General features: G+C 63.5%; 22 protein-coding genes. 17 read left to right on the top strand and 5 right to left on the bottom strand.

Annotated elements, in window-relative coordinates; all coding sequences use genetic code 11:
- Positions 1-132 precede the first annotated feature (132 nt).
- Entirely contained in the window at positions 133-1698 is a 1566-nt protein-coding gene (locus tag BTN82_RS09205) for a methyl-accepting chemotaxis protein (RefSeq protein WP_075118824.1), read from the top strand.
- 197 nt (positions 1699-1895) lie between these two features.
- Here the strand turns inward: BTN82_RS09205 and BTN82_RS09200 are convergent, their stop codons facing one another.
- A complete protein-coding gene (locus BTN82_RS09200; protein WP_075118823.1) occupies positions 1896-2594 on the bottom strand; it encodes an alpha/beta family hydrolase in 699 nt (232 codons plus the stop codon).
- Between the two features lie 99 nt (positions 2595-2693).
- Here BTN82_RS09200 and ccoN (BTN82_RS09195) point away from each other — a divergent pair, with 99 nt between their 5' ends.
- From ccoN (BTN82_RS09195) to BTN82_RS09120, 16 genes are all read left to right on the top strand, one after another.
- Entirely contained in the window at positions 2694-4118 is a 1425-nt protein-coding gene (ccoN, locus tag BTN82_RS09195) for a cytochrome-c oxidase, cbb3-type subunit I (protein ID WP_075118822.1), read from the top strand.
- 10 nt (positions 4119-4128) lie between these two features.
- Positions 4129-4737 (top strand): cytochrome-c oxidase, cbb3-type subunit II, encoded by a 609-nt coding sequence (gene ccoO / locus BTN82_RS09190; protein ID WP_062823107.1) that lies wholly within the window; start codon positions 4129-4131, stop codon positions 4735-4737.
- Between the two features lie 3 nt (positions 4738-4740).
- Entirely contained in the window at positions 4741-4962 is a 222-nt protein-coding gene (locus BTN82_RS09185) for a cbb3-type cytochrome oxidase subunit 3 (RefSeq protein WP_075118821.1), read from the top strand.
- Complete coding sequence (ccoP, locus tag BTN82_RS09180) at positions 4959-5909, top strand: cytochrome-c oxidase, cbb3-type subunit III (RefSeq protein WP_075118820.1); 951 nt, start codon at positions 4959-4961, stop codon at positions 5907-5909. The genes BTN82_RS09185 and ccoP (BTN82_RS09180) overlap by 4 nt, the downstream gene beginning before the upstream one ends.
- Before the next feature lie 481 nt (positions 5910-6390).
- Complete coding sequence (ccoN, locus tag BTN82_RS09175) at positions 6391-7833, top strand: cytochrome-c oxidase, cbb3-type subunit I (RefSeq protein WP_075118819.1); 1443 nt, start codon at positions 6391-6393, stop codon at positions 7831-7833.
- Complete coding sequence (gene ccoO / locus BTN82_RS09170) at positions 7833-8441, top strand: cytochrome-c oxidase, cbb3-type subunit II (RefSeq protein ID WP_011060240.1); 609 nt, start codon at positions 7833-7835, stop codon at positions 8439-8441. Before ccoN (BTN82_RS09175) ends, ccoO (BTN82_RS09170) begins: the two co-directional genes overlap by 1 nt.
- A 5-nt stretch (positions 8442-8446) precedes the next feature.
- On the top strand, positions 8447-8632 hold the full coding sequence (locus tag BTN82_RS09165) for a CcoQ/FixQ family Cbb3-type cytochrome c oxidase assembly chaperone (protein ID WP_003175465.1): 186 nt from the start codon (positions 8447-8449) through the stop codon (positions 8630-8632).
- On the top strand, positions 8629-9606 hold the full coding sequence (gene ccoP / locus BTN82_RS09160; protein WP_075118818.1) for a cytochrome-c oxidase, cbb3-type subunit III: 978 nt from the start codon (positions 8629-8631) through the stop codon (positions 9604-9606). Before BTN82_RS09165 ends, ccoP (BTN82_RS09160) begins: the two co-directional genes overlap by 4 nt.
- A 299-nt stretch (positions 9607-9905) precedes the next feature.
- Positions 9906-11321, top strand: a complete 1416-nt coding sequence (gene ccoG, locus BTN82_RS09155) for a cytochrome c oxidase accessory protein CcoG (protein ID WP_075118817.1) — start codon at positions 9906-9908, stop codon at positions 11319-11321.
- A gap of 11 nt (positions 11322-11332) precedes the next feature.
- Complete coding sequence (locus tag BTN82_RS09150; RefSeq protein ID WP_075118816.1) at positions 11333-11872, top strand: FixH family protein; 540 nt, start codon at positions 11333-11335, stop codon at positions 11870-11872.
- A gap of 65 nt (positions 11873-11937) precedes the next feature.
- Positions 11938-14388 carry a heavy metal translocating P-type ATPase gene (locus BTN82_RS09145; protein WP_075118815.1) on the top strand — a complete coding sequence of 817 codons (2451 nt, stop codon included), beginning with the start codon at positions 11938-11940 and terminating at the stop codon, positions 14386-14388.
- A 24-nt stretch (positions 14389-14412) separates the two neighbouring features.
- On the top strand, positions 14413-14643 hold the full coding sequence (gene ccoS, locus BTN82_RS09140; protein ID WP_075118814.1) for a cbb3-type cytochrome oxidase assembly protein CcoS: 231 nt from the start codon (positions 14413-14415) through the stop codon (positions 14641-14643).
- Positions 14636-15319 (top strand): sulfite exporter TauE/SafE family protein, encoded by a 684-nt coding sequence (locus BTN82_RS09135; protein ID WP_075118813.1) that lies wholly within the window; start codon positions 14636-14638, stop codon positions 15317-15319. Before ccoS ends, BTN82_RS09135 begins: the two co-directional genes overlap by 8 nt.
- A 114-nt stretch (positions 15320-15433) precedes the next feature.
- Positions 15434-16816 carry an oxygen-independent coproporphyrinogen III oxidase gene (hemN, locus tag BTN82_RS09130; RefSeq protein ID WP_075118812.1) on the top strand — a complete coding sequence of 461 codons (1383 nt, stop codon included), beginning with the start codon at positions 15434-15436 and terminating at the stop codon, positions 16814-16816.
- A 300-nt stretch (positions 16817-17116) separates the two neighbouring features.
- The gene (gene fnrA / locus BTN82_RS09125) at positions 17117-17851 is read left to right on the top strand and encodes a Crp/Fnr family transcriptional regulator FnrA (RefSeq protein ID WP_009047936.1); all 735 of its coding nucleotides are present in this window, start codon (positions 17117-17119) and stop codon (positions 17849-17851) included.
- A gap of 84 nt (positions 17852-17935) precedes the next feature.
- A complete protein-coding gene (locus BTN82_RS09120; RefSeq protein WP_075118811.1) occupies positions 17936-18484 on the top strand; it encodes an adenine phosphoribosyltransferase in 549 nt (182 codons plus the stop codon).
- 96 nt (positions 18485-18580) lie between these two features.
- On the opposite strand, the gene BTN82_RS09115 is transcribed toward BTN82_RS09120, so the two are convergent.
- From BTN82_RS09115 to BTN82_RS09100, 4 genes are all read right to left on the bottom strand, one after another.
- The gene (locus BTN82_RS09115; RefSeq protein ID WP_075118810.1) at positions 18581-19729 is read right to left on the bottom strand and encodes an acyl-CoA dehydrogenase family protein; all 1149 of its coding nucleotides are present in this window, start codon (positions 19727-19729) and stop codon (positions 18581-18583) included.
- A gap of 161 nt (positions 19730-19890) precedes the next feature.
- Positions 19891-20493, bottom strand: coding sequence for a recombination mediator RecR (gene recR / locus BTN82_RS09110; RefSeq protein WP_075118809.1), 603 nt, complete (start codon positions 20491-20493; stop codon positions 19891-19893).
- 65 nt (positions 20494-20558) lie between these two features.
- Positions 20559-21593 carry an NADP-dependent oxidoreductase gene (locus BTN82_RS09105; RefSeq protein WP_075118808.1) on the bottom strand — a complete coding sequence of 345 codons (1035 nt, stop codon included), beginning with the start codon at positions 21591-21593 and terminating at the stop codon, positions 20559-20561.
- A 179-nt stretch (positions 21594-21772) separates the two neighbouring features.
- Entirely contained in the window at positions 21773-22111 is a 339-nt protein-coding gene (locus BTN82_RS09100; protein WP_009047931.1) for a YbaB/EbfC family nucleoid-associated protein, read from the bottom strand.
- Positions 22112-22123: the final 12 nt, after the last annotated feature.

The raw sequence follows: 22123 nt of genomic DNA, 5'->3' as shown, positions 1-22123 counted from the left end.
GGCTTCGCAATAGCTCTACCTCTTGAAGAATCGAGCCTCTGTCAATGAGACACTTCTCAAATCCTTGAAAAAAATCTCAATAATTGGCGAAGGCGGTCGATATCTCTTCAAAGCCTTGCGGATAGAAAAACCATGCGTAACAACCAGCCTGTCACCCAGCGCGAACGTACCTTTCCGACTCAGCAACGGTTGATCTCCACCACCGATGCCAAAGGCGTGATCACCTACTGCAACGATGCCTTCGTTGAAATCAGCGGGTTTTCTCGTGAGGAACTGGTCCGCGCACCGCACAACCTGGTCCGTCACCCCGACGTGCCGGCCGCGGTCTTCGCGCATATGTGGGCCACCCTGAAACAAGGCTTGCCATGGATGGGCATTGTCAAGAATCGCTGCAAGACCGGTGACCATTACTGGGTCAACGCCTACGTGACACCGGTTTTCGAAGGCCAGCAAGTGGTCGGCTACGAGTCGGTGCGGGTCAAGCCCACCGCCGAGCAGATCCGCCGTGCCGAAGCGCTTTACCAACGCATCAACCAGGGCAAGTCGGCCATTCCCAAACGCGACAAATGGTTGCCGATCCTCCAGGACTGGCTGCCGTTCATCCTGGTCAGCCAGCTGAGTTTCCTGATTGGCGCCTGGCTCAACTCCTCCTGGGGCTTTGCCCTTGCCGCCGGCCTTTCCGTGCCGCTGGGCCTGCTCGGGCTGAGCTGGCAACAACGCGGCCTCAAGCGCCTGCTGCGCCTGGCCGAGCAGACCACGTCCGACCCGCTGATCGCCCAGATGTACACCGACAGCCGCGGCGCCCAGGCGCGCCTGGAGATGTCGATCCTCAGCCAGGAAGCCCGCCTGAAAACCTGCCTGACCCGTCTGCAGGACACCGCCGAGCACCTCAACGAGCAAGCGCGGCAGTCCGACACCCTGGCGCACAACAGCTCCAGCGGCCTGGAACGCCAGCGCGTGGAAACCGAGCAGGTGGCCACCGCGGTCAACCAGATGGCCGCCACCACCCAGGAAGTGGCCAGCCATGTACAGCGCACGGCCGATGCTACCCAGGAAGCCAACCGCCTCACCGGGCGCGGCCGCGACATCGCCGGGGAAACCCGCGAAGCCATCCAGCGCCTGTCGGTGGTGGTGGGCGAAACCGGCCTGACCGTGACCCAGCTGGCCAAGGACAGCGACGAGATCGGCGGCGTGGTCGATGTGATCAAGGGCATCGCCGACCAGACCAACCTGCTGGCGTTGAACGCCGCCATCGAAGCGGCGCGCGCCGGGGAAATGGGCCGCGGCTTCGCCGTGGTGGCCGACGAGGTGCGCCAGCTGGCGCAACGCACCAGCGAATCCACCGGGCAGATCCATAACCTGATCGCCAAGCTCCAGCAGACCGCCAGCACCGCGGTGCAGACCATGGACGCCGGGCACCGTCAGGCCGAGGAAGGCGTGGCCCGGGTGCTGGAAGCCGACCAGGCGCTGGTGGGTATCAGCGAAGCGGTGGCCAATATCACCGACATGACCACCCAGATCGCCGCCGCCACCGAAGAGCAAAGCGCCGTGGCCGAAGAGATCAGCCGCAATATCAGCACCATCGCCCAACTGGCCGACCAGACCTCGGAGCAGGCGCAGAACTCCGCACAGCTCAGCGAAGAACTGACTCGCACCGCCAACACCCAGTACTCGTTGGTCGAGCGCTTCAACCGCTAAACCTGACGCGGCAATAAAAAACCCGGAAGGTCATCGATCTTCCGGGTTTTTTATTGCCTTTTCCTCACGCCGCACGCACGTCTTGTGTAGGAGCGAAGCTTGCTCGCGAAAAACCTCAGGACAGCGCGTTGTTTCAGCCCCCCCGCATCATCGTTCACGTCCATCGCGAGCAAGCTTCGCTCCTACAGAAGAGACGCTCAGCCGTTCAACTGGCGCAAAACCTCAGCCACCTTCCGCGCGGCCGCTTCCAGATGCTGCCCATGGGTGAAGCCCGAGGCTTTCAACGGTTTCAGGTCATGGTCGGCCGCCGCCAGCCAGAACAGCTCGATCGCCGGGGCCAGCGCATAGGCCTGGACCGCCGCGCGGTTGCCCAGGGCGTCGCGTTCACCCTGGACGATCAGGGTCGCAGCCTGTAGCTCGGCCAGGTGGGCGACCCGGGGTTTCTCCGGCTTGCCGGCGGCATAGAACGGGTAACCCAGGCACACCAGCGCGTCGGCCCCCAGTTCGTCGGCCAGCAAACTGGCCATGCGCCCGCCCATGGACTTGCCGCCGATGGCCAGCCGCCCAGCGACATGAGGTCGCACCTGGGCATACACCTCGCGCCAGCACTCCAGCAGCTTCGGCGCCGGGTTAGGCGGCCGTTTGCCACCATCGAGGCGACGCTGGGCCATATAGGGGAACTCGAAGCGCAGGACGTTGACCCCATGCACCGCAAGGCGTGCGGCCATATCGTTCATGAACGCGCTGTCCATCGGCGCGCCGGCGCCATGGGCGAGGATCAGGGTCAGCGGCTCGGCGCCCGCCGGCTGCTGCGCGTCATCCCAGAGCCAGCCGTGTTCCCGCACGCACTGCGCCCATTGATCCCCGTCAATAACAGCCCCTTGCCGTTTGCCCATGCTTACCTCGCTTTTAGTCTGCCTATAACTCCAGAAGAAGTGAGCGCGCCTTGCCGTGCGCAGTCGCTTTCACTTCAGCTGAACCGTGGATGGGGAACCATGAACACTTCTATCAGTACCGCCTACAACTACAAGGTGGTCCGCCAATTCGCCATTATGACGGTGGTGTGGGGCATCGTCGGCATGGGGCTCGGGGTTTTTCTCGCCGCCCAGTTGGTCTGGCCCGAACTCAACTTCAACCTGCCGTGGACCAGCTTCGGTCGCCTGCGCCCGTTGCACACCAACGCAGTGATCTTTGCCTTCGGTGGCTGCGCCCTGTTCGCCAGCTCCTTCTACTCGGTGCAACGCACCTGCCAGACCCAGCTGTTCGCGCCGAAAATCGCCGCGTTCTGCTTCTGGGGCTGGCAGTTGGTGATCCTCTTGGCGGCCATCAGCCTGCCGCTGGGCTACACCAGTTCCAAGGAGTACGCCGAGCTGGAATGGCCGATCGACATCCTGATCACCATCGTCTGGGTGGCCTACGCCATCGTGTTCTTCGGCACGGTGATGAAGCGCAACACCAAGCACATCTACGTCGGTAACTGGTTCTTCGGCGGTTTCATCATCACCGTGGCCATCCTGCACATCGTCAACAACCTGGAACTGCCGGTCAGCCTGACCAAGTCCTACTCGGTGTATGCCGGGGCGACCGACGCCATGGTGCAATGGTGGTACGGCCACAACGCGGTAGGCTTCTTCCTGACCGCGGGCTTCCTGGGGATGATGTACTACTTCGTACCCAAGCAGGCCGAGCGCCCGGTGTATTCGTATCGCCTGTCCATCGTGCACTTCTGGGCGCTGATCACCCTGTACATCTGGGCCGGTCCGCACCACCTGCACTACACCGCGCTGCCGGACTGGGCCCAGTCCTTAGGCATGGTGATGTCGCTGATCCTCCTGGCGCCGAGCTGGGGCGGCATGATCAACGGCATGATGACCCTCTCGGGCGCCTGGCATAAGTTGCGCAGCGACCCGATCCTGCGGTTCCTGGTGGTCTCCCTGGCGTTCTACGGCATGTCGACCTTCGAAGGTCCGATGATGGCGATCAAGACCGTCAACGCCCTCTCCCACTACACCGACTGGACCATCGGCCACGTACACGCCGGCGCCCTGGGCTGGGTCGCGATGATCTCGATCGGCGCCCTGTACCACATGATCCCGAAAGTCTTCGGTCGCCCGCAGATGCACAGCATCGGCCTGATCAACGCGCACTTCTGGCTGGCCACCATCGGCACCGTGCTCTACATCGCCTCGATGTGGGTCAACGGCATCGCTCAGGGCCTGATGTGGCGCGCCGTCAACGAAGACGGGACGCTGACCTACTCCTTCGTCGAAACCCTGGTGGCCAGCCACCCTGGCTTCATCGTGCGGCTGGTCGGTGGGGCGATCTTCCTCTTCGGCATGCTGCTGATGGCCTACAACACCTGGCGCACCGTGCGCTCGGCACAGCCTGCCGAAATCACCGCCGCTGCACAGATGGCCTGAGGAGTCCGCCATGAAACACGAAGTCATCGAGAAAAATGTCGGCCTGCTGATGCTGCTGATGGTGTTTGCCGTGAGCATCGGCGGTCTGACCCAGATCGTCCCGCTGTTCTTCCAGGACGTCACCAACAAGCCGGTGGAAGGCATGAAGCCCTACACCGCCCTGCAGCTGGAAGGCCGCGATATCTACATCCGCGAAGGCTGCGTCGGCTGCCACTCGCAGATGATCCGTCCGTTCCGCGCCGAAACCGAACGCTACGGCCACTACTCCGTCGCCGGCGAAAGCGTCTGGGACCACCCGTTCCTGTGGGGCTCCAAGCGCACCGGTCCGGACCTCGCGCGGGTCGGTGCCCGCTACTCCGACGACTGGCACCGCGCGCACTTGTACAACCCGCGCAACGTGGTGCCCGAGTCGAAGATGCCAGCCTACCCGTGGCTGGTCACCCAGCCGGTCGACAGCAGCCACACCGAGACCAAGCTGCGCGCCATGCGCACCCTCGGCGTGCCGTACAACGACGACGATATCGCCGGTGCCGTCGCCTCCCTCAAGGGCAAGACCGAGATGGATGCCCTGGTCGCCTACCTGCAAGTGCTTGGCACTGCGATCAAGAGCAAGAGGTGAGCCATGGGTTTTGAACTCGATAGCGGCATGATCCGCGGGCTCGGCACGCTGGTGGTGATGATTGCCTTCATCGGCCTGTCGATCTGGGTTTTCAACGCCAAGCGCAACCCGGAATTCGCCCAGGCACGCCTGCTGCCCTTTGCCGACGAACCTGCGCCAGTGCCCGGCAATCCATCTGATGACGCTCAATCCGAAGAACATGCGACAAGGAGCATTCGGCCATGACCACCTTCTGGAGTACGTACATCTGCGTACTGACCATTGGCAGCCTGATCGGCCTGACCTGGCTGCTGATCGGCACGCGCAAGGGCGAAACCAAGGGCAGCGTCGACCAGACCATGGGCCACAGCTTCGACGGCATCGAGGAGTACGACAACCCGCTGCCGCAGTGGTGGTTCATGCTCTTCGCCGGCACCCTGGTGTTTTCCGTCGGCTACCTGATCCTCTACCCGGGCCTGGGCAACTGGAAAGGCATCCTGCCCGGCTATGAAAACGGCTGGACCGGCGTGCATGAGTGGGAAAAGGAAATGGACAAGGCAGACGCCAAGTTCGGCCCGATCTTCGCCAAGTTCGCGGCCATGCCCGTGGAAGAAGTGGCCAAGGACCCGCAAGCGCTGAAGATGGGCGGACGCCTGTTCGCCTCCAACTGCTCGGTGTGCCACGGCTCGGACGCCAAGGGCGCCTTCGGCTTCCCTAACCTGGCGGACAATATCTGGCGCTGGGGCGGCAACGCCGACACCATCAAGGCCACCATCATGGGCGGTCGCATGGCCGCCATGCCGGCCTGGGGCGAAGTGCTGGGCGAGGACGGGGTGAAAAACGTCGCGGCCTATGTACGCCACGACCTGGCCGGCCTGCCGTTGCCCGCCGACAGCAGCGCCGACCTTGCCGCCGGCAAGCAGGCGTTCGGCACTACCTGCGTCGCCTGCCACGGCGCCAATGGCCAGGGCACGGAAATCATGGGCGCGCCAAACCTGACGCAACCGGCCGGTTTCATCTACGGCACCAGCCTGACCCAGCTGCAACAGACCATCCGCCACGGGCGCCAGGGCCACATGCCGGCGCAGAACGAACTGCTCGGCAACGACAAGGTGCAGCTGCTTGCCGCCTACGTCTACAGCCTGTCGCACAGCGCGGCCAACCCGCCACAGACCCCGCCCCCAAGCGAGTAATCGCTGTCCCTTGCGCTGCCGCATCGCTCGGATGCGGCAGTTCCCTGCCTTCGCGCGACCAAGTGTCGCACCCTCTCTGCCTCCTGCCTTTCCACTCTCCGGATTCGGGTCTAAGCTGCTTCGCAGTGGGCTGGCGATCGCCGGTCACAGACCAGAAGTAGCCGCTGCATCCGAAGCCGTCGTTCGATGACAGGCCGCAAAGGCTGGTTTCTACCGGCTGTCGCGCCAATTACCGTCTGTCGCTCGCTCGACCGCCTTCCACACACCCGGTTACAACTGACCTGTAGCCCTGCCTTTTTTCGTCCGCTGCGACATTTTGTCCGAGGCCGATTTTGTCCTTACTCCGCATATGGAAAGGCCGCAGAATCAGCCTCTGAAAGCATTGACCCAGGTCATGGCGCGTTGCAATGACCCCCCGCTTTCTCCATACTTGCGGCCGATTTTTACTCCTAATAAAACACCCAAACCGTGGAACCTTAGAATGAGCACAGCAATCAGTCCGACTGCTTATAACTATAAGGTAGTCCGCCAGTTCGCCATCATGACGGTGGTCTGGGGGATCCTTGGCATGGGGCTCGGTGTCTTCATCGCCTCGCAACTGGTCTGGCCGGAGTTGAACTTCGGTCTGCCGTGGACGACGTTTGGACGCCTGCGCCCGCTGCACACCAACCTGGTGATTTTCGCCTTCGGTGGTTGTGCGTTGTTTGCCACTTCCTACTACGTCGTGCAGCGAACCTGCCAAACGCGACTGATTTCCGACAGCCTCGCGGCCTTCACCTTCTGGGGTTGGCAAGCGGTCATCGTCGGCGCGATCGTTACCTTACCGCTGGGTTACACCACCACCAAGGAATACGCGGAACTGGAATGGCCCCTGGCTATCCTGCTGGCCATCGTCTGGGTCACCTACGGCCTGGTGTTCTTCGGCACCATCGTCAAGCGCAAGACCAAGCACATCTATGTCGGCAACTGGTTCTACGGTGCCTTCATCGTGGTCACCGCGATGCTTCACATCGTCAACCACGCGTCCCTGCCGGTCAGCTTCTTCAAGTCCTACTCGGCCTATGCCGGTGCGACCGACGCCATGATCCAGTGGTGGTACGGCCACAACGCCGTGGGTTTCTTCCTGACCACCGGCTTCCTGGGGATGATGTACTACTTCGTGCCGAAACAGGCCGAGCGTCCGATCTACTCCTATCGCCTGTCCATCGTGCACTTCTGGGCGCTGATCACCCTGTACATCTGGGCCGGTCCGCACCACTTGCACTACACCGCGCTGCCGGACTGGGCCCAGTCCTTAGGCATGGCCATGTCGATCATCCTGCTGGCTCCGAGCTGGGGCGGCATGATCAACGGCATGATGACCCTCTCGGGCGCCTGGCATAAGCTGCGCACCGACCCGATCCTGCGCTTCCTGGTGGTGTCCCTGGCGTTCTACGGCATGTCGACCTTCGAAGGTCCGATGATGGCGATCAAGACCGTCAACTCGCTGTCGCACTACACCGACTGGACCATCGGCCACGTACACGCCGGCGCCCTCGGCTGGGTCGCGATGATCTCGATCGGCGCCCTGTACCACATGATTCCGAAAGTCTTCGGTCGCCAGCAGATGCACAGCATCGGCCTGATCAACACCCACTTCTGGCTGGCTACCATCGGTACCGTGCTGTACATCGCCTCGATGTGGGTCAACGGCATCACCCAGGGCCTGATGTGGCGTGCGATCAACGACGACGGCACTCTCACCTACTCCTTCGTCGAAGCCCTGCAAGCCAGCCACCCCGGCTTCATCGTCCGCGCCCTGGGCGGTGCGTTCTTTGCCGCCGGCATGCTGTTCATGGCCTACAACGTGTTCCGTACCGTTCGCGCCTCGAACCCGGCTGAAGCTGAAGCCGCTGCTCAGATCGCTGTAGTTGGAGCTCACTGATGAAGCATGAAGTAGTCGAGAAGAATATCGGCCTGCTGGCCTTCTTCATGGTCATCGCCGTCAGCATCGGCGGCCTGACCCAGATCGTCCCGCTGTTCTTCCAGGACGTCACCAACAAGCCGGTGGAAGGCATGAAGCCGCGCACCGCCCTGGAACTGGAAGGCCGCGACGTCTATATCGCCAACGGCTGTGTCGGCTGCCACTCGCAGATGATCCGTCCGTTCCGTGCCGAAACCGAACGCTACGGCCACTACTCCGTCGCCGGCGAAAGCGTCTGGGACCACCCGTTCCTGTGGGGCTCCAAGCGTACCGGCCCGGACCTGGCCCGTGTCGGCGGCCGTTACTCCGATGACTGGCAGCGCGCGCACTTGTACAACCCGCGCAACGTGGTGCCTGAATCGAAAATGCCGGCTTACCCGTTCCTCGTAGAAAACAAGCTCGACGGCAAAGACACCGCGAAAAAAATGGAAGTCTTGCGCACGCTCGGCGTCCCTTACACCGACGAAGACATCGCCGGTGCCAAGGATGCCGTGAAGGGCAAAACCGAAATGGACGCGCTGGTGGCCTATCTGCAAGGCCTTGGCACCATCATCAAAAGCAAACGGTGATTTAGATGGATATCGGGATGATTCGTGGCCTGGGCACCGTTGTCGTGATGGTGGCCTTTATCGGCCTGGCCCTGTGGGTGTTCAGCCCCAAGCGCAAGTCCGAGTTCGAAGACGCGACCTTGCTGCCGTTCGCGGATGATCCCGAAGCCATCAAGCACGTCGAGCAAGCTTCTAGGAGTAACAAAGAATGACTACGTTCTGGAGTCTGTACGTCACAGTCCTCAGCCTGGGTACCATCTTCGCCCTGACCTGGCTGCTGCTGTCGACCCGCAAGGGCCAGCGCGCCGAGCAGACCGACGAGACGGTCGGCCACTCCTTCGACGGGATCGAGGAGTACGACAACCCGCTGCCGAAATGGTGGTTCATGCTGTTCGTCGGCACCATCGTCTTCGCCCTGGGTTACCTGGTGCTGTATCCGGGCCTGGGCAACTGGAAAGGCCTGCTGCCAGGCTACAACTACCTGGATACCGAAAAGCAGACCCCCTTCGCCAACGGCCAGACCGGCTGGACCGGCGTGCATGAGTGGGAAAAGGAAATGGCCAAGTCGGATGCCAAGTTCGGGCCGATCTTCGCCAAATTCGCGTCGATGCCAATCGAAGAGGTAGCCAAGGATCCACAGGCCCTGAAGATGGGTGGCCGCCTGTTCGCCTCCAACTGCTCGGTCTGCCACGGTTCCGACGCCAAGGGCGCCTACGGCTTCCCGAACCTGACCGACGCCGACTGGCGCTGGGGCGGCGAGCCGGAAACCATCAAGACCACCATCATGGGCGGTCGCCACGCGGTGATGCCGGCCTGGGCCGAAGTCATCGGCGAGCAAGGCGTCAGCGACGTTGCCGCCTATGTGCTGACCAACCTTGATGGCCGCAAGCTGCCGGAAAGCGCCAAGGCCGACCCGGCCAACGGCCAGAAGATCTTCGCCACCAACTGCGTGGCGTGCCACGGCCCGGCCGGTAAAGGCACCCCAGCCATGGGCGCGCCCGACCTGACCCACCCAGGCGCGTTCATCTACGGTTCGAGCTTCGCCCAGCTGCAGCAGACCATTCGTTACGGCCGCCAGGGCCAGATGCCTGCCCAGGAACAACTGCAAGGCAACGACAAGGTCCACCTGCTGGCCGCTTACGTCTACAGCCTGTCCCATGGGGACAAGCCGGCGGACGCCGAGTAAGGCAGACACCTTCGGGTAACGAAAAAGGCCCCGCCAATGGAAATTGGCGGGGCCTTTTCGTTTCACCTTTCCCTCTATCGCTCGATACGATTGAACGCGGCTCCCGGGAAAAGCGTCCATAATTCACAAGTCAATTGATTCAAGTCATTACACCATCAATTGATTTCCCCCAACGCGACCAAAGGTCGCACCCTTGAGCTAGAGCGACAGGCGTATCATTGCGCCACTGCAATACCCCTATTTGATCGCGGTCGGCACGTACTGACCGGGGCATTTCTCCACTGCCGTGGGATGCAATGATGAGCAACCAGATTCCGGTACATGACGTAACCCCGCCTGCCAAGAATTCGAACAACAGCGTAGACCTCTACGCTTCTCGGGAAAAAATCTACACTCGCGCTTTCACCGGCCTCTTCCGCAACCTGCGGATGGTTGGCGGCGCTGCGCTGTTCCTGCTGTATTTCGGTACGGTCTGGCTCAACTGGGGCGGCCACCAGGCCGTCTGGTGGAACCTGCCGGAGCGCAAGTTCTTCATTTTCGGCGCCACCTTCTGGCCCCAGGACTTCATCCTGCTGTCGGGGCTGCTGATCATCGCCGCCTTCGGCCTGTTCTTCATCACCGTGTACGCCGGGCGCGTCTGGTGCGGCTATACCTGCCCGCAAAGCGTCTGGACCTGGATATTCATGTGGTGCGAGAAGGTCACCGAAGGCGACCGCAACCAGCGCATCAAGCTCGACAAGGCGCCGATGAGCGCCAACAAATTCCTGCGCAAGCTCAGCAAACACAGCCTCTGGCTGCTGATCGGCTTCGTCACCGGGATGACCTTCGTCGGCTATTTCTCGCCGATCCGCGAACTGGTCATCGACTTCTTCACCGGCCAGGCCGATGGCTGGTCGTACTTCTGGGTCGGTTTCTTCACCCTCGCCACCTACGGCAACGCCGGCTGGTTGCGCGAGCAGGTGTGTATCTACATGTGCCCCTATGCGCGCTTCCAGAGCGTGATGTTCGACAAGGACACCCTGATCGTCTCCTACGACCCGCGCCGCGGCGAAAGTCGCGGCCCGCGCAAGAAAGGCGCCGACTACAAAGCCATGGGCCTGGGCGACTGCATCGACTGCACCATGTGCGTCCAGGTCTGCCCGACCGGCATCGACATCCGCGACGGCCTGCAGATCGAATGCATCGGCTGCGCCGCCTGCATCGATGCCTGCGACAGCATCATGGACAAGATGGACTACCCGCGCGGCCTGATCAGCTACACCACCGAACACAACCTGTCCGGCCAGAAAACCCATAAACTGCGGCCGCGCCTGATCGGTTATGCCCTGGTGCTGCTGGCGATGATCAGCCTGTTGATCACGGCCTTCTTCATGCGCTCGCTGGTGGGCTTCGATGTCAGCAAGGACCGCGTGCTCTACCGCGAGAACGCCGAAGGCCGGATCGAGAACGTCTACAGCCTGAAGATCATGAACAAGGACCAGCGCGACCACACCTACGTGCTGGACGCCGCCGGCCTGCCGGACCTCAAGCTGCAAGGCAAGCGCGAGATCAAGGTCGCGGCCGGCGATATCGTCAGCATGCCGGTCGAACTGTCGAGTTCGCCGGAGCAACTGCCGTCGAGCACCAACGAGGTGAAATTCATCCTCAAGGACGCCGACGACGAAAGCGTCCACATTGAAGCCAAGAGCCGGTTCATCGGCCCACAAATTCGTTAAGAGAAGCCACCATGCCCGCAGCGACCGCCACAAGCCCCTGGTACAAGCACCTCTGGCCCTGGATCATCATCGGCATCCTGGCCTGCTCGGTGACCTTGACCCTGTCCATGGTGACCATCGCGGTGAACAACCCGGACAACCTGGTCAACGACAACTACTACGAGGCCGGCAAAGGCATCAACCGCTCCCTGGACCGCGAACTGCTGGCCCAGACCCTGCAACTGCGCGCCAGCGTGCATCTGGATGACGTCACCGGCGAAGTCGACCTGCGCCTGAGCGGCAACAGCACTCCGGCCGCGCTGGAACTGAACCTGATCTCGCCGACCCAGCCGGAGAAGGATCGCAAGATCACCCTCGCCCGCAGCGAAACCGAGCAAGGCCGCTACATTGGCCAGCTGAGCGACAAGGTCGAAGGCCGTCGTTTCGTCGAACTGCTGGGCGTCGAAGGCGACAAGACCTGGCGCATGTTCGAGGAAGAACAGGTCAGCCACGACAAGGACCTGCTGCTGGGCGACGAACCGCTGCAAGGCGCGGAACACCTGGACAAGTAATGCCCTCCTGGCATCGTCGGCCTCCCGGCCGGCGATGAGGTCCGCCCACAGAACAAAGATCCGCGATGACCAGCCCACTGCCCTGCTACCACTGCGCCCTGCCGGTTCCCGCCGGCGGCCGCTTCACCGCCGTCGTGCTCGGCACGCCTCGCGAGTTCTGCTGCCCGGGTTGCCAGGCGGTGGCCGAGGCCATCGTCGCCGGCGGCCTGGAGAGCTACTACAGCCATCGCAGCGAGGCCTCGGCCAACCCGGAAGCGCTGCCGGTGCAACTGGCGGACGAACTGGCGCTGTACGACCGGGCAGACGTGCAGCAACCCTTCGTCCGGCATGAGGACGAACTGGCCGAGACCACCCTGTTGATGGAGGGCATCAGTTGCGCCGCCTGCGGCTGGCTGATCGAGAAACACCTGCGCAACCTGCCGGGGGTGGCCGAGGCGCGGCTCAACCTGTCCAACCATCGCCTGCATGTACGCTGGGCCGACAGCCAACTGCCGCTGAGCCAGGTGCTCGGCGAACTGCGCCAGATCGGCTACGCCGCGCACCCCTACCAGGCCGATCGCGCCAGCGAACAACTGGCCAGCGAAAACCGCCTGGCCCTGCGCCAGCTCGGCGTAGCCGGCCTGCTGTGGTTCCAGGCGATGATGGCGACCATGGCCACCTGGCCGGAATTCAATATCGACCTGAGCCCCGAGCTGCACGCCATCCTGCGCTGGGTCGCGCTGTTCCTCACTACGCCGATCGTGTTCTACAGCTGCGCGCCGTTCTTCAAGGGCGCGCTGCGCGACCTGCGGACCCGTCACCTGACCATGGACGTCTCGGTCTCCCTGGCCATCGGCAGCGCCTACATTGCCGGGATCTGGACCGCGATCACCGGGGTCGGCGAGCTGTACTTCGATGCCGTGGGCATGTTCGCCCTGTTCCTCCTCGCCGGGCGCTACCTGGAGCGCCGTGCCCGTGAACGTACCGCCGCGGCGACCGCGCAACTGGTGAACCTGCTGCCGGCCTCGTGCCTGCGCCTGGGCAGCGACGGCCAGAGCGAACGCATCCTGCTCAACGAACTGCGCCTGGGCGACCGGGTGCTGGTGCATCCCGGCGCCATCCTGCCGGCGGACGGCAAGATCCTCGATGGCCAGTCGAGCGTCGACGAATCGCTGCTCACCGGCGAATACCTGCCGCAACCGCGCAGCACGGGCGATGCGGTCACCGCCGGCACCCTGAATGTCGAGGGCGCGCTGACCGTCGAAGTCCTGGCCTTGGGGCAGGACACGCGCCTGTCGGCCATCGTCCGCCTGCTGGACCGGGCCCAGGCGGAAAAACCGCGGCTGGCGGAGATCGCCGACCGCGCCGCGCAATGGTTCCTGCTGTTCTCGCTGATCGCCGCGGCCGCCATCGGCCTGCTCTGGTGGCAACTGGACGCCTCGCGGGCCTTCTGGATCGTCCTGGCGATGCTGGTCGCCACGTGCCCCTGCGCGCTGTCCCTGGCCACCCCGACCGCACTGACCGCCGCCACCGGGACCCTGCACAAGCTCGGCCTGCTGCTGACCCGCGGCCATGTCCTCGAAGGCCTGAACCAGATCGACACAGTGATTTTCGACAAGACCGGCACCCTCACCGAGGGGCGCCTGGCCTTGCGCTCGATTCGCCCCCTTGGCCAGCTCGCCAGCGACCAATGCCTGGGCCTGGCCGCGGCCCTGGAAAACCGCTCCGAACACCCGATCGCCCGGGCTTTCGGCCGGGCGCCGCTAGCCGCCGAGGAAGTCCTGAGCATGCCCGGGCTGGGCCTCGAAGGCCTGGTGGGCGAACAGCGCCTGCGGATCGGCCAGCCCGCTTTCGTCTGCGAGCTCAGCGCCTGCCCGGTGCCGCCGATGCCGGACGAAGCCGGCCAATGGCTGCTGCTGGGCGATACGCAAGGGCCGCTGGCGTGGCTGGTGCTGGACGACCGCCTGCGCAGCGATGCTCCGGCGCTGCTGGCCACTTGCAAGGCCCGTGGCTGGCATACCCTGCTGCTCTCCGGCGACAGCTCGCCGATGGTCGCCAGCGTCGCTGCCGAACTGGGGATCGACGAGGCTCGCGGCGGGCTGCGCCCGGACGACAAGCTGCAAGTGCTGCAAGCGCTGCATCGCCAGGGCCGCAAAGTGCTGATGCTCGGCGACGGGGTCAACGATGTACCGGTCCTGGCCGCCGCCGATATCAGCGTGGCCATGGGCTCGGCCACCGACCTGGCCAAGACCTGCGCCGACGCGGTGCTGTTGTCCAACCGCCTGGACGCGCTGGTGCAGGCCTTCAGCCTGGCTCGCCGCACACGCCGGATAATCATCGAGAACCTGCTATGGGCCGGGCTGTACAATGGCCTCATGCTGCCGTTCGCCGCCCTCGGCTGGATCACGCCGGTATGGGCCGCCATCGGCATGTCCATCAGTTCCTTGACCGTGGTGCTCAACGCCTTGCGCCTGACTCGCCTGCCGCGCCAGCCCCAAGCCGGCACCACGCCCCATACTCGCCCGCTGCCGGCCTGAGCCGCGCGGGCCCGGAGCCTATCCATGCCAGCTCTCTATGTGATGATCCCGGCGGCGCTGCTGATCGTGGCCATCGCCATCTACATCTTCTTCTGGGCGGTCGACAGCGGCCAGTACGACGACCTCGACGGCCCCGCCCACAGCATCCTGTTCGACGACCAGGATCCGAAACACACCGCTGCGGTCGACGAGATCAAGGGCGAAGCGCCAGACGCCCAGCCGCCGCACAAAGACCAGGCGCCCCCCCATGCTTGAGCTGGCGCCGTTGCTGGTCTCCGCGGTGATTCTCGGCCTGCTCGGCGGCGGCCACTGCCTGGGCATGTGCGGCGGCCTGATGGGCGCCCTGACCCTGGCCATTCCCCCGGAGCAGCGCAGCCGGCGCTTTCGCCTGCTGCTGGCCTACAACCTGGGGCGCATCCTCAGTTATGCCACCGCCGGCCTGCTGATCGGCCTGGCCGGCTGGGCCGTGGCCAGCAGCCCGGCGGCCATGGCCATGCGCGTGCTGGCGGGCCTGCTGCTGATCGCCATGGGCCTGTACCTGGCCGGCTGGTGGAGCGGCCTGACCCGTATCGAAAGCCTCGGTCGCGGCCTGTGGCGGCATATACAGCCGGTGGCCAACCGCTTGCTGCCGGTGTCGAGCCTGCCGCGCGCCTTGCTCCTGGGCGCGCTCTGGGGCTGGCTGCCATGCGGCCTGGTCTATAGCACCCTGCTGTGGTCCGCCAGCCAGGGCAATGCGCTGGACAGCGCCCTGCTGATGCTGGCCTTCGGCCTGGGCACCTGGCCGGTACTGCTGGCGACCGGGCTGGCCGCGGAACGGGTCACTGCGCTGCTGCGTCGGCGCAGCATCCGCATGGCCGGGGGCCTGCTGGTGATCCTGTTCGGCATCTGGACCCTGCCCGGCCCGCATCAACACTGGCTGATGGGGCACTGAAGCACCCTGCCGGCATGGGTACCGCCCCCAGACACCCTTGATGCAAATCAAGATGGCCCGCGGCCGAACCTCCTAGACTCGCGAGCACTGCCAGCCTACCGGGGGAATTCCCGCATGCTCGACGCCATTCGTTGGGACACCGATCTGATCCGCCGTTACGACCTGGCGGGACCGCGCTACACCTCCTACCCCACCGCCGTTCAGTTTCACAGCCAGGTGGGCACCTTCGATCTGCTGCACGCCCTGCGCGACAGCCGCAAGGCCCTGCGCCCGCTGTCGCTGTACGTGCATGTGCCGTTCTGCGCGAACATCTGCTACTACTGCGCCTGCAACAAGGTCATCACCAAGGACCGCGGGCGCGCCCTGCCCTACCTGCAACGCCTGGAGCAGGAAATCCAGTTGATCGCCTGTCATCTCGACCCCAGCCAGAAAGTCGAGCAACTGCACTTTGGCGGCGGCACCCCAACCTTTCTCAGCCACGACGAACTGCGCCAGCTGATGGGCCACCTGCGCCAGCACTTCAACCTGCTGGACGACGATTCGGGCGACTACGGCATCGAGATCGACCCGCGCGAAGCCGACTGGTCGACCATGGGCCTGCTGCGCGAGCTGGGCTTCAACCGGGTCAGCATCGGCCTGCAGGACCTCGACCCGGCCGTGCAGCGCGCGGTCAATCGCCTGCAGAGCCTGGAAGAAACCCGCGCAGTGATCGAAGCGGCACGCACCCTGCAATTTCGCTCGATCAACATCGACCTGATCTACGGCCTGCCGAAACAGACGCCGGACAACTTCGCCCGCACCGTCGAGGAAGTCATAAACCTGCAGCCGGACCGACTGTCGGTGTTCAACTACGCCCACCTGCCGGAGCGCTTCATGCCGCAACGGCGGATCAACAGCCAGGAACTGCCGGCGCCGGCAGACAAACTGCAGATGCTGCAGCGCACCATCGAACAGCTGACCGCCGCCGGCTATCGCTACATCGGCATGGACCATTTCGCCCTGCCCGACGACGAGTTGGCGATCGCCCAGGAAGAGTCGACCCTGCAACGCAACTTCCAGGGCTACACCACCCACGGCCACTGCGACCTGATCGGCCTCGGCGTCTCGGCCATCAGCCAGATCGGCGACCTGTATTGCCAGAACAGCAGCGACCTGACGCACTACCAGAACCTGCTGGGCGGCGCACAATTGGCCACCAGCCGTGGCCTGGTGTGCAACCAGGACGATCGCATAAGACGCGCAGTGATCCAGCAACTGATCTGCAATTTCAGCCTCGACTTCGAGGCCATCGAGCAGCAGTTCAACATTGATTTTCAAGGCTACTTCGGCGAGTTGTGGCCACAACTGCAAACCATGGCCGAAGACGGCCTGATCCAGTTGGGCAGCGAGGGCATCGAAGTGCTGCCCGCCGGACGCCTGTTGGTGCGTTCGGTGTGCATGGTGTTCGACAGTTATCTGGAGCAGCAGAATCGACAGCGTTTTTCCCGAGTCATCTAAAACGCCAGGAAATGGCTTTGCGGCGCGACGACTTGCCGCAGGCAGCCGAAAAAAACGGTCGGCAAGACCAGGCCCTGCGCGAGCCTGATACTTGACGCCGCGACAAGCGGCGACTGCAAGTGACGGGTAGCGCTGGAAATACCTTGAATGGACTGCACGAGCGCATGTTTCCCCGGTGGTCAGGAGGCCACGAACGGACAGCTTTACGACTAAGCGCCAATACGCCACGGACTGGCCGGAACCTCCTCCCGTGAGTTACCCTTACGGCTTATGTGTGTTTTCCCACAAGGATTCTATTGAATGTCCGAGCCAGTCAAACTGCGCGCTCACAACCAGGCCCATTGCAAGGATTGCAGCCTGGCCCCCCTCTGCCTGCCACTTTCTCTGAATCTGGAAGACATGGATGCGCTGGACGAAATCGTTAAACGCGGCCGGCCGCTGAAAAAAGGCGAGTTCCTGTTTCGCCAGGGCGACGCCTTCGACTCTGTCTATGCAGTACGCTCCGGTGCCCTGAAGACCTTCAGCCTCAGCGACAGCGGCGAAGAACAGATCACCGGCTTCCATCTGCCCAGCGAACTGGTCGGTCTGTCCGGCATGGACACCGAGATCCACCCGGTTTCCGCCCAGGCCCTGGAAACCACGTCGGTCTGCGAAATCCCCTTCGAACGCCTCGACGAACTGGCCTTGCAGCTGCCGCAACTGCGCCGCCAGCTGATGCGGGTGATGAGCCGGGAAATCCGCGACGACCAGCAAATGATGCTGTTGCTGTCGAAAAAGACCGCCGACGAGCGGATCGCGACCTTCCTGGTCAACCTCTCCGCGCGCTTCCGTGCCCGCGGTTTCTCGGCCAACCAGTTCCGCTTGAGCATGTCGCGTAACGAGATCGGCAATTACCTGGGCCTGGCGGTGGAAACCGTGTCCCGGGTATTCACCCGCTTCCAGCAGAACGCGCTGATCGCCGCCGAAGGCAAAGAAGTGCACATTCTCGATCCAATCCAGCTGTGCGCCCTCGCGGGCGGCTCCCTGGAAGGCTGAGACAGAGCCTCCCGGCCGAGCCAAGCGGTTCGGCCGGGGTTATACTGGCGCGCTCTACTGTTGACCCGCCAGGACACCGCCACGATGGCCTTCGATTCCTTCGACATCAAATCCCTGATCCGCCCCGTCATCGACTTCCCCAAGCCCGGCGTGATCTTTCGTGACATCACCCCCCTGTTCCAGTCGCCCAAGGCTTTGCGCCTGGTCGCCGACACCTTTGCCCAGCGTTATGTCGAAGAAGACTTCAGCCACATCGGCGCCATGGACGCCCGCGGCTTCCTGATCGGCTCGATCATCGCCTACCAGTTGAACAAGCCGCTGATCCTGTTCCGCAAGCAAGGCAAACTGCCGGCCGACGTGCTAGCCGAGGGTTATCAGACCGAATACGGCGAAGCCTTCCTCGAAGTCCATGCCGACAGCCTGTGCGAAGGTGATTCGGTGCTGATGTTCGATGACCTGATCGCCACCGGCGGTACCCTGATCGCCGCGGCCAACCTGGTCCGTCGCATGGGAGCGAAGATCTACGAGGCCGCCGCGATCATCGACCTGCCCGAACTGGGCGGCTCGCAACGCCTGGAAGACATGGGCATCCCGACCTTCTGCCTGACGCAGTTTTCCCTCAGCGAACGGTAAGTCCCTCGTCGGACGCTATCGCGAGCAGGCTCGCTCCTACCGTCGATTGAATTCCCTATAGGAGCGAGCTTGCTCGCGAAGCGATAACTCGCCTCTCTAGAGCCCCATCTGCTTGCTGATGATTTCGTTCATCACCTCCCGGGTGCCGCCGCCGATGGACAGGATGCGGTTGTCGCGATACAGCCGCTCCACCAGGCTTTCGCGCATATACCCAAGCCCTCCGAGAATCTGCACCGCATCGTGAGTGATGCGGTCGGCGGTATCGGTGGCGAAGTTCTTGGCCATGGAGATTTCCTTGATCACACTCTGGCCCGCGGCCATCTTCGCCGCCTGGCGGTAGGTGAATTCGCGGGATACCTCCAGCGCCGTGGCCATCTCGGCCAGACGGTGCTTGATCACCTGGAACTTGCCAATGGGCTTGCCGAAAGCCTCGCGCTCCCGGGCCCACGTCAGGCTCTCCTCCAGCGCCAACTGCGCGGTCATGTTGGCCATCAAGGCCAGCGCCAGGCGCTCGCTCTGGAAGTTGCCCATGATGCAGGCGAAGCCCATGTTCTCGACACCGATCAGGTGGATGGCCGGCACCCGGCAATCGTCGAAGAACAACTCGGCGGTATCCGACGCCCACCAGCCCATTTTCTTCAACTGCCGGCCAACGGTGAACCCCGGCGTGTCCTTGTCGATCAGCAGCAGGCTGATGCCACCGAAACCAGGCTCGCCGGTACGCACCGCCACCGTATAGAAATCGGCGCGCACGCCACTGGTGATAAAGGTCTTGCTGCCGCTGACGCGATAGCAATCGCCGTCGCGCACCGCGCGGGTCTGCAAGTTGGCCACGTCCGAACCGCCGCCGGGCTCGGTGACCGCCAAGGCACTGATCTTTTCCCCGGCCAGTACTGGCGGCACCACCCGGTCGCGCACCTCGGGCCGCGCCCATTTGACGATTGGCGGCAGGCCGATATCCAGCGACCCCAGGCCCGCCACCAGGCCGCCGGAGCCGCAGCGCATGAGTTCTTCGCTGGCGGCGATCTTGGCGAACAGATCGCCCTCGTGGCTGCCGCCAAGGGCCTCGGGATAACCGATCCCCAGGATGCCGGCCGCGCCGGCCTTGAGGTACAGCTCGCGGGGGAAGCCTTGCGCCTCCTCCCATTGATCGATGTCCGGGAGAATCTCGCGCTCGACGAAACGCCGGACGCTGTCGCGGACCAACTGATGGCTAGGGTCGAAGTATTCCTGGCAGGCAGACATCGGCAAGCTCCTCTGAAGGTTGAGGAAACTTACCTAGCGCTTGCTTGGTTTTCAACCAGAGTCACGCCCAAGCGATGAAACGCGAATCGCGAGCCAATCCCCCTGCAGGAGCGAGCTTGCTCGCGATGACGTCGTATCAGGTACCCCGCGCCGCGCTAAACCTACAGTGCGATCGGTTTGCGCCCGGCAAACGAATGCGCCAGGGTCCCGCCGTCCACCAGCTCCAGCTCGCCGCCCAGAGGCACGCCATGGGCGATCCGCGAGGTGATCAGGCCCTTATTGGTCAACAGCTGGGCAATGTAGTGGGCGGTCGCCTCGCCTTCCACCGTCGGATTGGTGGCCAGGATCACTTCGGTAAAGCTGCCCTGCTCTTCGATCCGCGCCAGCAACTGCGGAATGCCGATGGCTTCCGGCCCCAGGCCGTCCAGCGGCGACAGATGGCCCTTGAGCACGAAATAGCGACCGCGATAGCCGGTCTGCTCCACCGCGTAGACGTCCATCGGCCCCTCGACCACGCACAACAGCGTGTCGTCGCGACGCGGGTCGGAACATTGCGGGCACAGGTCGTCTTCGGTCAGGGTCCGGCACAGGCGGCAATGGCCCACACCATCCATGGCCTGGCTCAGCGCCTGAGCCAGCCGCATACCGCCGCTGCGGTCGCGCTCCAGCAGCTGCAAGGCCATGCGCTGGGCGGTTTTCTGACCTACGCCCGGCAAGGTGCGCAAGGCATCGATCAGTTGGCGAATCAGGGGGCTGAAGCTCATGGGCAAAGGTCCGACAAAACGACGAGACGCGGTTTATACCCGCGCCTCCGATTAGCGTCAAATGCTCAGTCCCGGGCGACCCGCACCACCAGCTTGCCGAAGTTGCGCCCTTCCAACAGCCCGATGAAGGCCTCGGGCGCCTGCTCCAGGCCGTCGACCACATCCTCCTTGAACTTGACCTTGCCCTGCAGCACCCATGGCGCCATTGCGCTGACAAACTCCGGCCGCCGGTCGCCGTAGTCGTCAAACACGATAAAACCCTGGATACGCACGCGCTTGGTCAACAGGCTGCGCTGCAACAGCGGCAGGCGGTCGGGGCCCGAAGGCAGCGCCTGGGCGTTGTACTGGGAGATCAGCCCGCACAGGGGAATGCGCGCCTTGGCATTGAGCAGCGGCAACACGGCGTCGAACACCTTGCCGCCCACATTTTCAAAATAGATGTCCACCCCCTTGAAACAAGCCTGCGCCAGCTCGTCGAAGAAGTCCGGGCTCTGGTGATCGATGCAGGCATCGAACCCCAGCTCCTCGACCACGTAACGGCACTTGTCGGCGCCGCCCGCCACGCCGACCACCCGCAGCCCCTTGAGCTTGGCCACTTGCCCCACCACCGAGCCCACGGCGCCCGACGCGGCGGCCACCACCAGGGTTTCCCCGGCCTTGGGTTGACCGATATCCATCAGGCCCATGTAGGCGGTCATGCCGGGCATGCCCAGTACCCCCAAGGCCATGGATGGGCTGGGCAAACCCGCCGGCACCGGAATCAGGTTACGCCCGTCGGAGATGCTGTGGCTTTGCCAACCGGTGGCGCCGACCACCAGGTCGCCCGCGTGGAATTTCGGGTTCAGCGAGCGCTCGACCCGGCTGACCGCGCCGCCGGTCATCACTTCATTGAGTTCCACCGGAGCCGCGTAGGACGGTGCGTCGCTCATGCGTCCGCGCATATAGGGGTCCAGCGACAGGTAGAGGGTCTTGAGCAATACCTGGCCGTCCGCCAGGTCCGGCAACGCCACCCACTCCAGCCGGAAGTTTTCCGGCACAGGTGCGCCCTGGGGCCGGGAAACCAGGACGATACGCTGGTTGAGGGTCAATGCTTGCGACATCAGAGAAACTCCTTATCGAGAATTGAATCAGGCCATCTACATAAAGTGCAGACCATCCTACCGCGATCGCCGTTCGATGTTTCTGCGCGCCAGAAACCTTGGCCATCGAACACACCACAAACAAAAATGCCAGGCGCGATGCCTGGCATTCCTGAATCCGCCCCCTACGCTCGCGCGAATCAGAACGGCAGTTTCATCCCCGGAGGCAATTGCATGCCAGCGGTCATGCCGGACATTTTGTCCTGGCTGTTGGCTTCGATCTTGCGCACGGCGTCGTTGACGGCGGCGGCGAACAGATCTTCCAGCACTTCGCGGTCATCTTCGCTGACGCCTTCGAGCAGGCTTGGGTCAATGCTCACGCGCTTGATGTCGTGACGACCGGTCATGACCACGGTGACCATATCGCCACCCGCCTTGCCGGTGACTTCGGCGTTGGCCAGCTCTTCCTGCATCTTGGCCATTTTTTCCTGCATCTGCTGCGCCTGCTTCATCAGGCCGGCCATGCCACCTTTCATCATGGGAATCACCTC

This window comes from Pseudomonas chlororaphis (assembly GCF_001921865.1).
In the GTDB taxonomy this organism is placed as follows: domain Bacteria; phylum Pseudomonadota; class Gammaproteobacteria; order Pseudomonadales; family Pseudomonadaceae; genus Aquipseudomonas; species Aquipseudomonas chlororaphis_D.
The sequence above is the reverse complement of the archived record's forward strand: the minus strand, read 5'-3'. Positions and strand labels throughout refer to the sequence as shown.

Coding starts and splice junctions, on each gene's coding strand:
- BTN82_RS09205 (WP_075118824.1), top strand. CDS start 133: ATGCGTAACAACCAGCCTGTCACCCAGCGCGAACGTACCTTTCCGACT.
- BTN82_RS09200 (WP_075118823.1), bottom strand. CDS start 2,594: ATGGGCAAACGGCAAGGGGCTGTTATTGACGGGGATCAATGGGCGCAG.
- ccoN (WP_075118822.1), top strand. CDS start 2,694: ATGAACACTTCTATCAGTACCGCCTACAACTACAAGGTGGTCCGCCAA.
- ccoO (WP_062823107.1), top strand. CDS start 4,129: ATGAAACACGAAGTCATCGAGAAAAATGTCGGCCTGCTGATGCTGCTG.
- BTN82_RS09185 (WP_075118821.1), top strand. CDS start 4,741: ATGGGTTTTGAACTCGATAGCGGCATGATCCGCGGGCTCGGCACGCTG.
- ccoP (WP_075118820.1), top strand. CDS start 4,959: ATGACCACCTTCTGGAGTACGTACATCTGCGTACTGACCATTGGCAGC.
- ccoN (WP_075118819.1), top strand. CDS start 6,391: ATGAGCACAGCAATCAGTCCGACTGCTTATAACTATAAGGTAGTCCGC.
- ccoO (WP_011060240.1), top strand. CDS start 7,833: ATGAAGCATGAAGTAGTCGAGAAGAATATCGGCCTGCTGGCCTTCTTC.
- BTN82_RS09165 (WP_003175465.1), top strand. CDS start 8,447: ATGGATATCGGGATGATTCGTGGCCTGGGCACCGTTGTCGTGATGGTG.
- ccoP (WP_075118818.1), top strand. CDS start 8,629: ATGACTACGTTCTGGAGTCTGTACGTCACAGTCCTCAGCCTGGGTACC.
- ccoG (WP_075118817.1), top strand. CDS start 9,906: ATGAGCAACCAGATTCCGGTACATGACGTAACCCCGCCTGCCAAGAAT.
- BTN82_RS09150 (WP_075118816.1), top strand. CDS start 11,333: ATGCCCGCAGCGACCGCCACAAGCCCCTGGTACAAGCACCTCTGGCCC.
- BTN82_RS09145 (WP_075118815.1), top strand. CDS start 11,938: ATGACCAGCCCACTGCCCTGCTACCACTGCGCCCTGCCGGTTCCCGCC.
- ccoS (WP_075118814.1), top strand. CDS start 14,413: ATGCCAGCTCTCTATGTGATGATCCCGGCGGCGCTGCTGATCGTGGCC.
- BTN82_RS09135 (WP_075118813.1), top strand. CDS start 14,636: ATGCTTGAGCTGGCGCCGTTGCTGGTCTCCGCGGTGATTCTCGGCCTG.
- hemN (WP_075118812.1), top strand. CDS start 15,434: ATGCTCGACGCCATTCGTTGGGACACCGATCTGATCCGCCGTTACGAC.
- fnrA (WP_009047936.1), top strand. CDS start 17,117: ATGTCCGAGCCAGTCAAACTGCGCGCTCACAACCAGGCCCATTGCAAG.
- BTN82_RS09120 (WP_075118811.1), top strand. CDS start 17,936: ATGGCCTTCGATTCCTTCGACATCAAATCCCTGATCCGCCCCGTCATC.
- BTN82_RS09115 (WP_075118810.1), bottom strand. CDS start 19,729: ATGTCTGCCTGCCAGGAATACTTCGACCCTAGCCATCAGTTGGTCCGC.
- recR (WP_075118809.1), bottom strand. CDS start 20,493: ATGAGCTTCAGCCCCCTGATTCGCCAACTGATCGATGCCTTGCGCACC.
- BTN82_RS09105 (WP_075118808.1), bottom strand. CDS start 21,593: ATGTCGCAAGCATTGACCCTCAACCAGCGTATCGTCCTGGTTTCCCGG.
- BTN82_RS09100 (WP_009047931.1), bottom strand. CDS start 22,111: ATGATGAAAGGTGGCATGGCCGGCCTGATGAAGCAGGCGCAGCAGATG.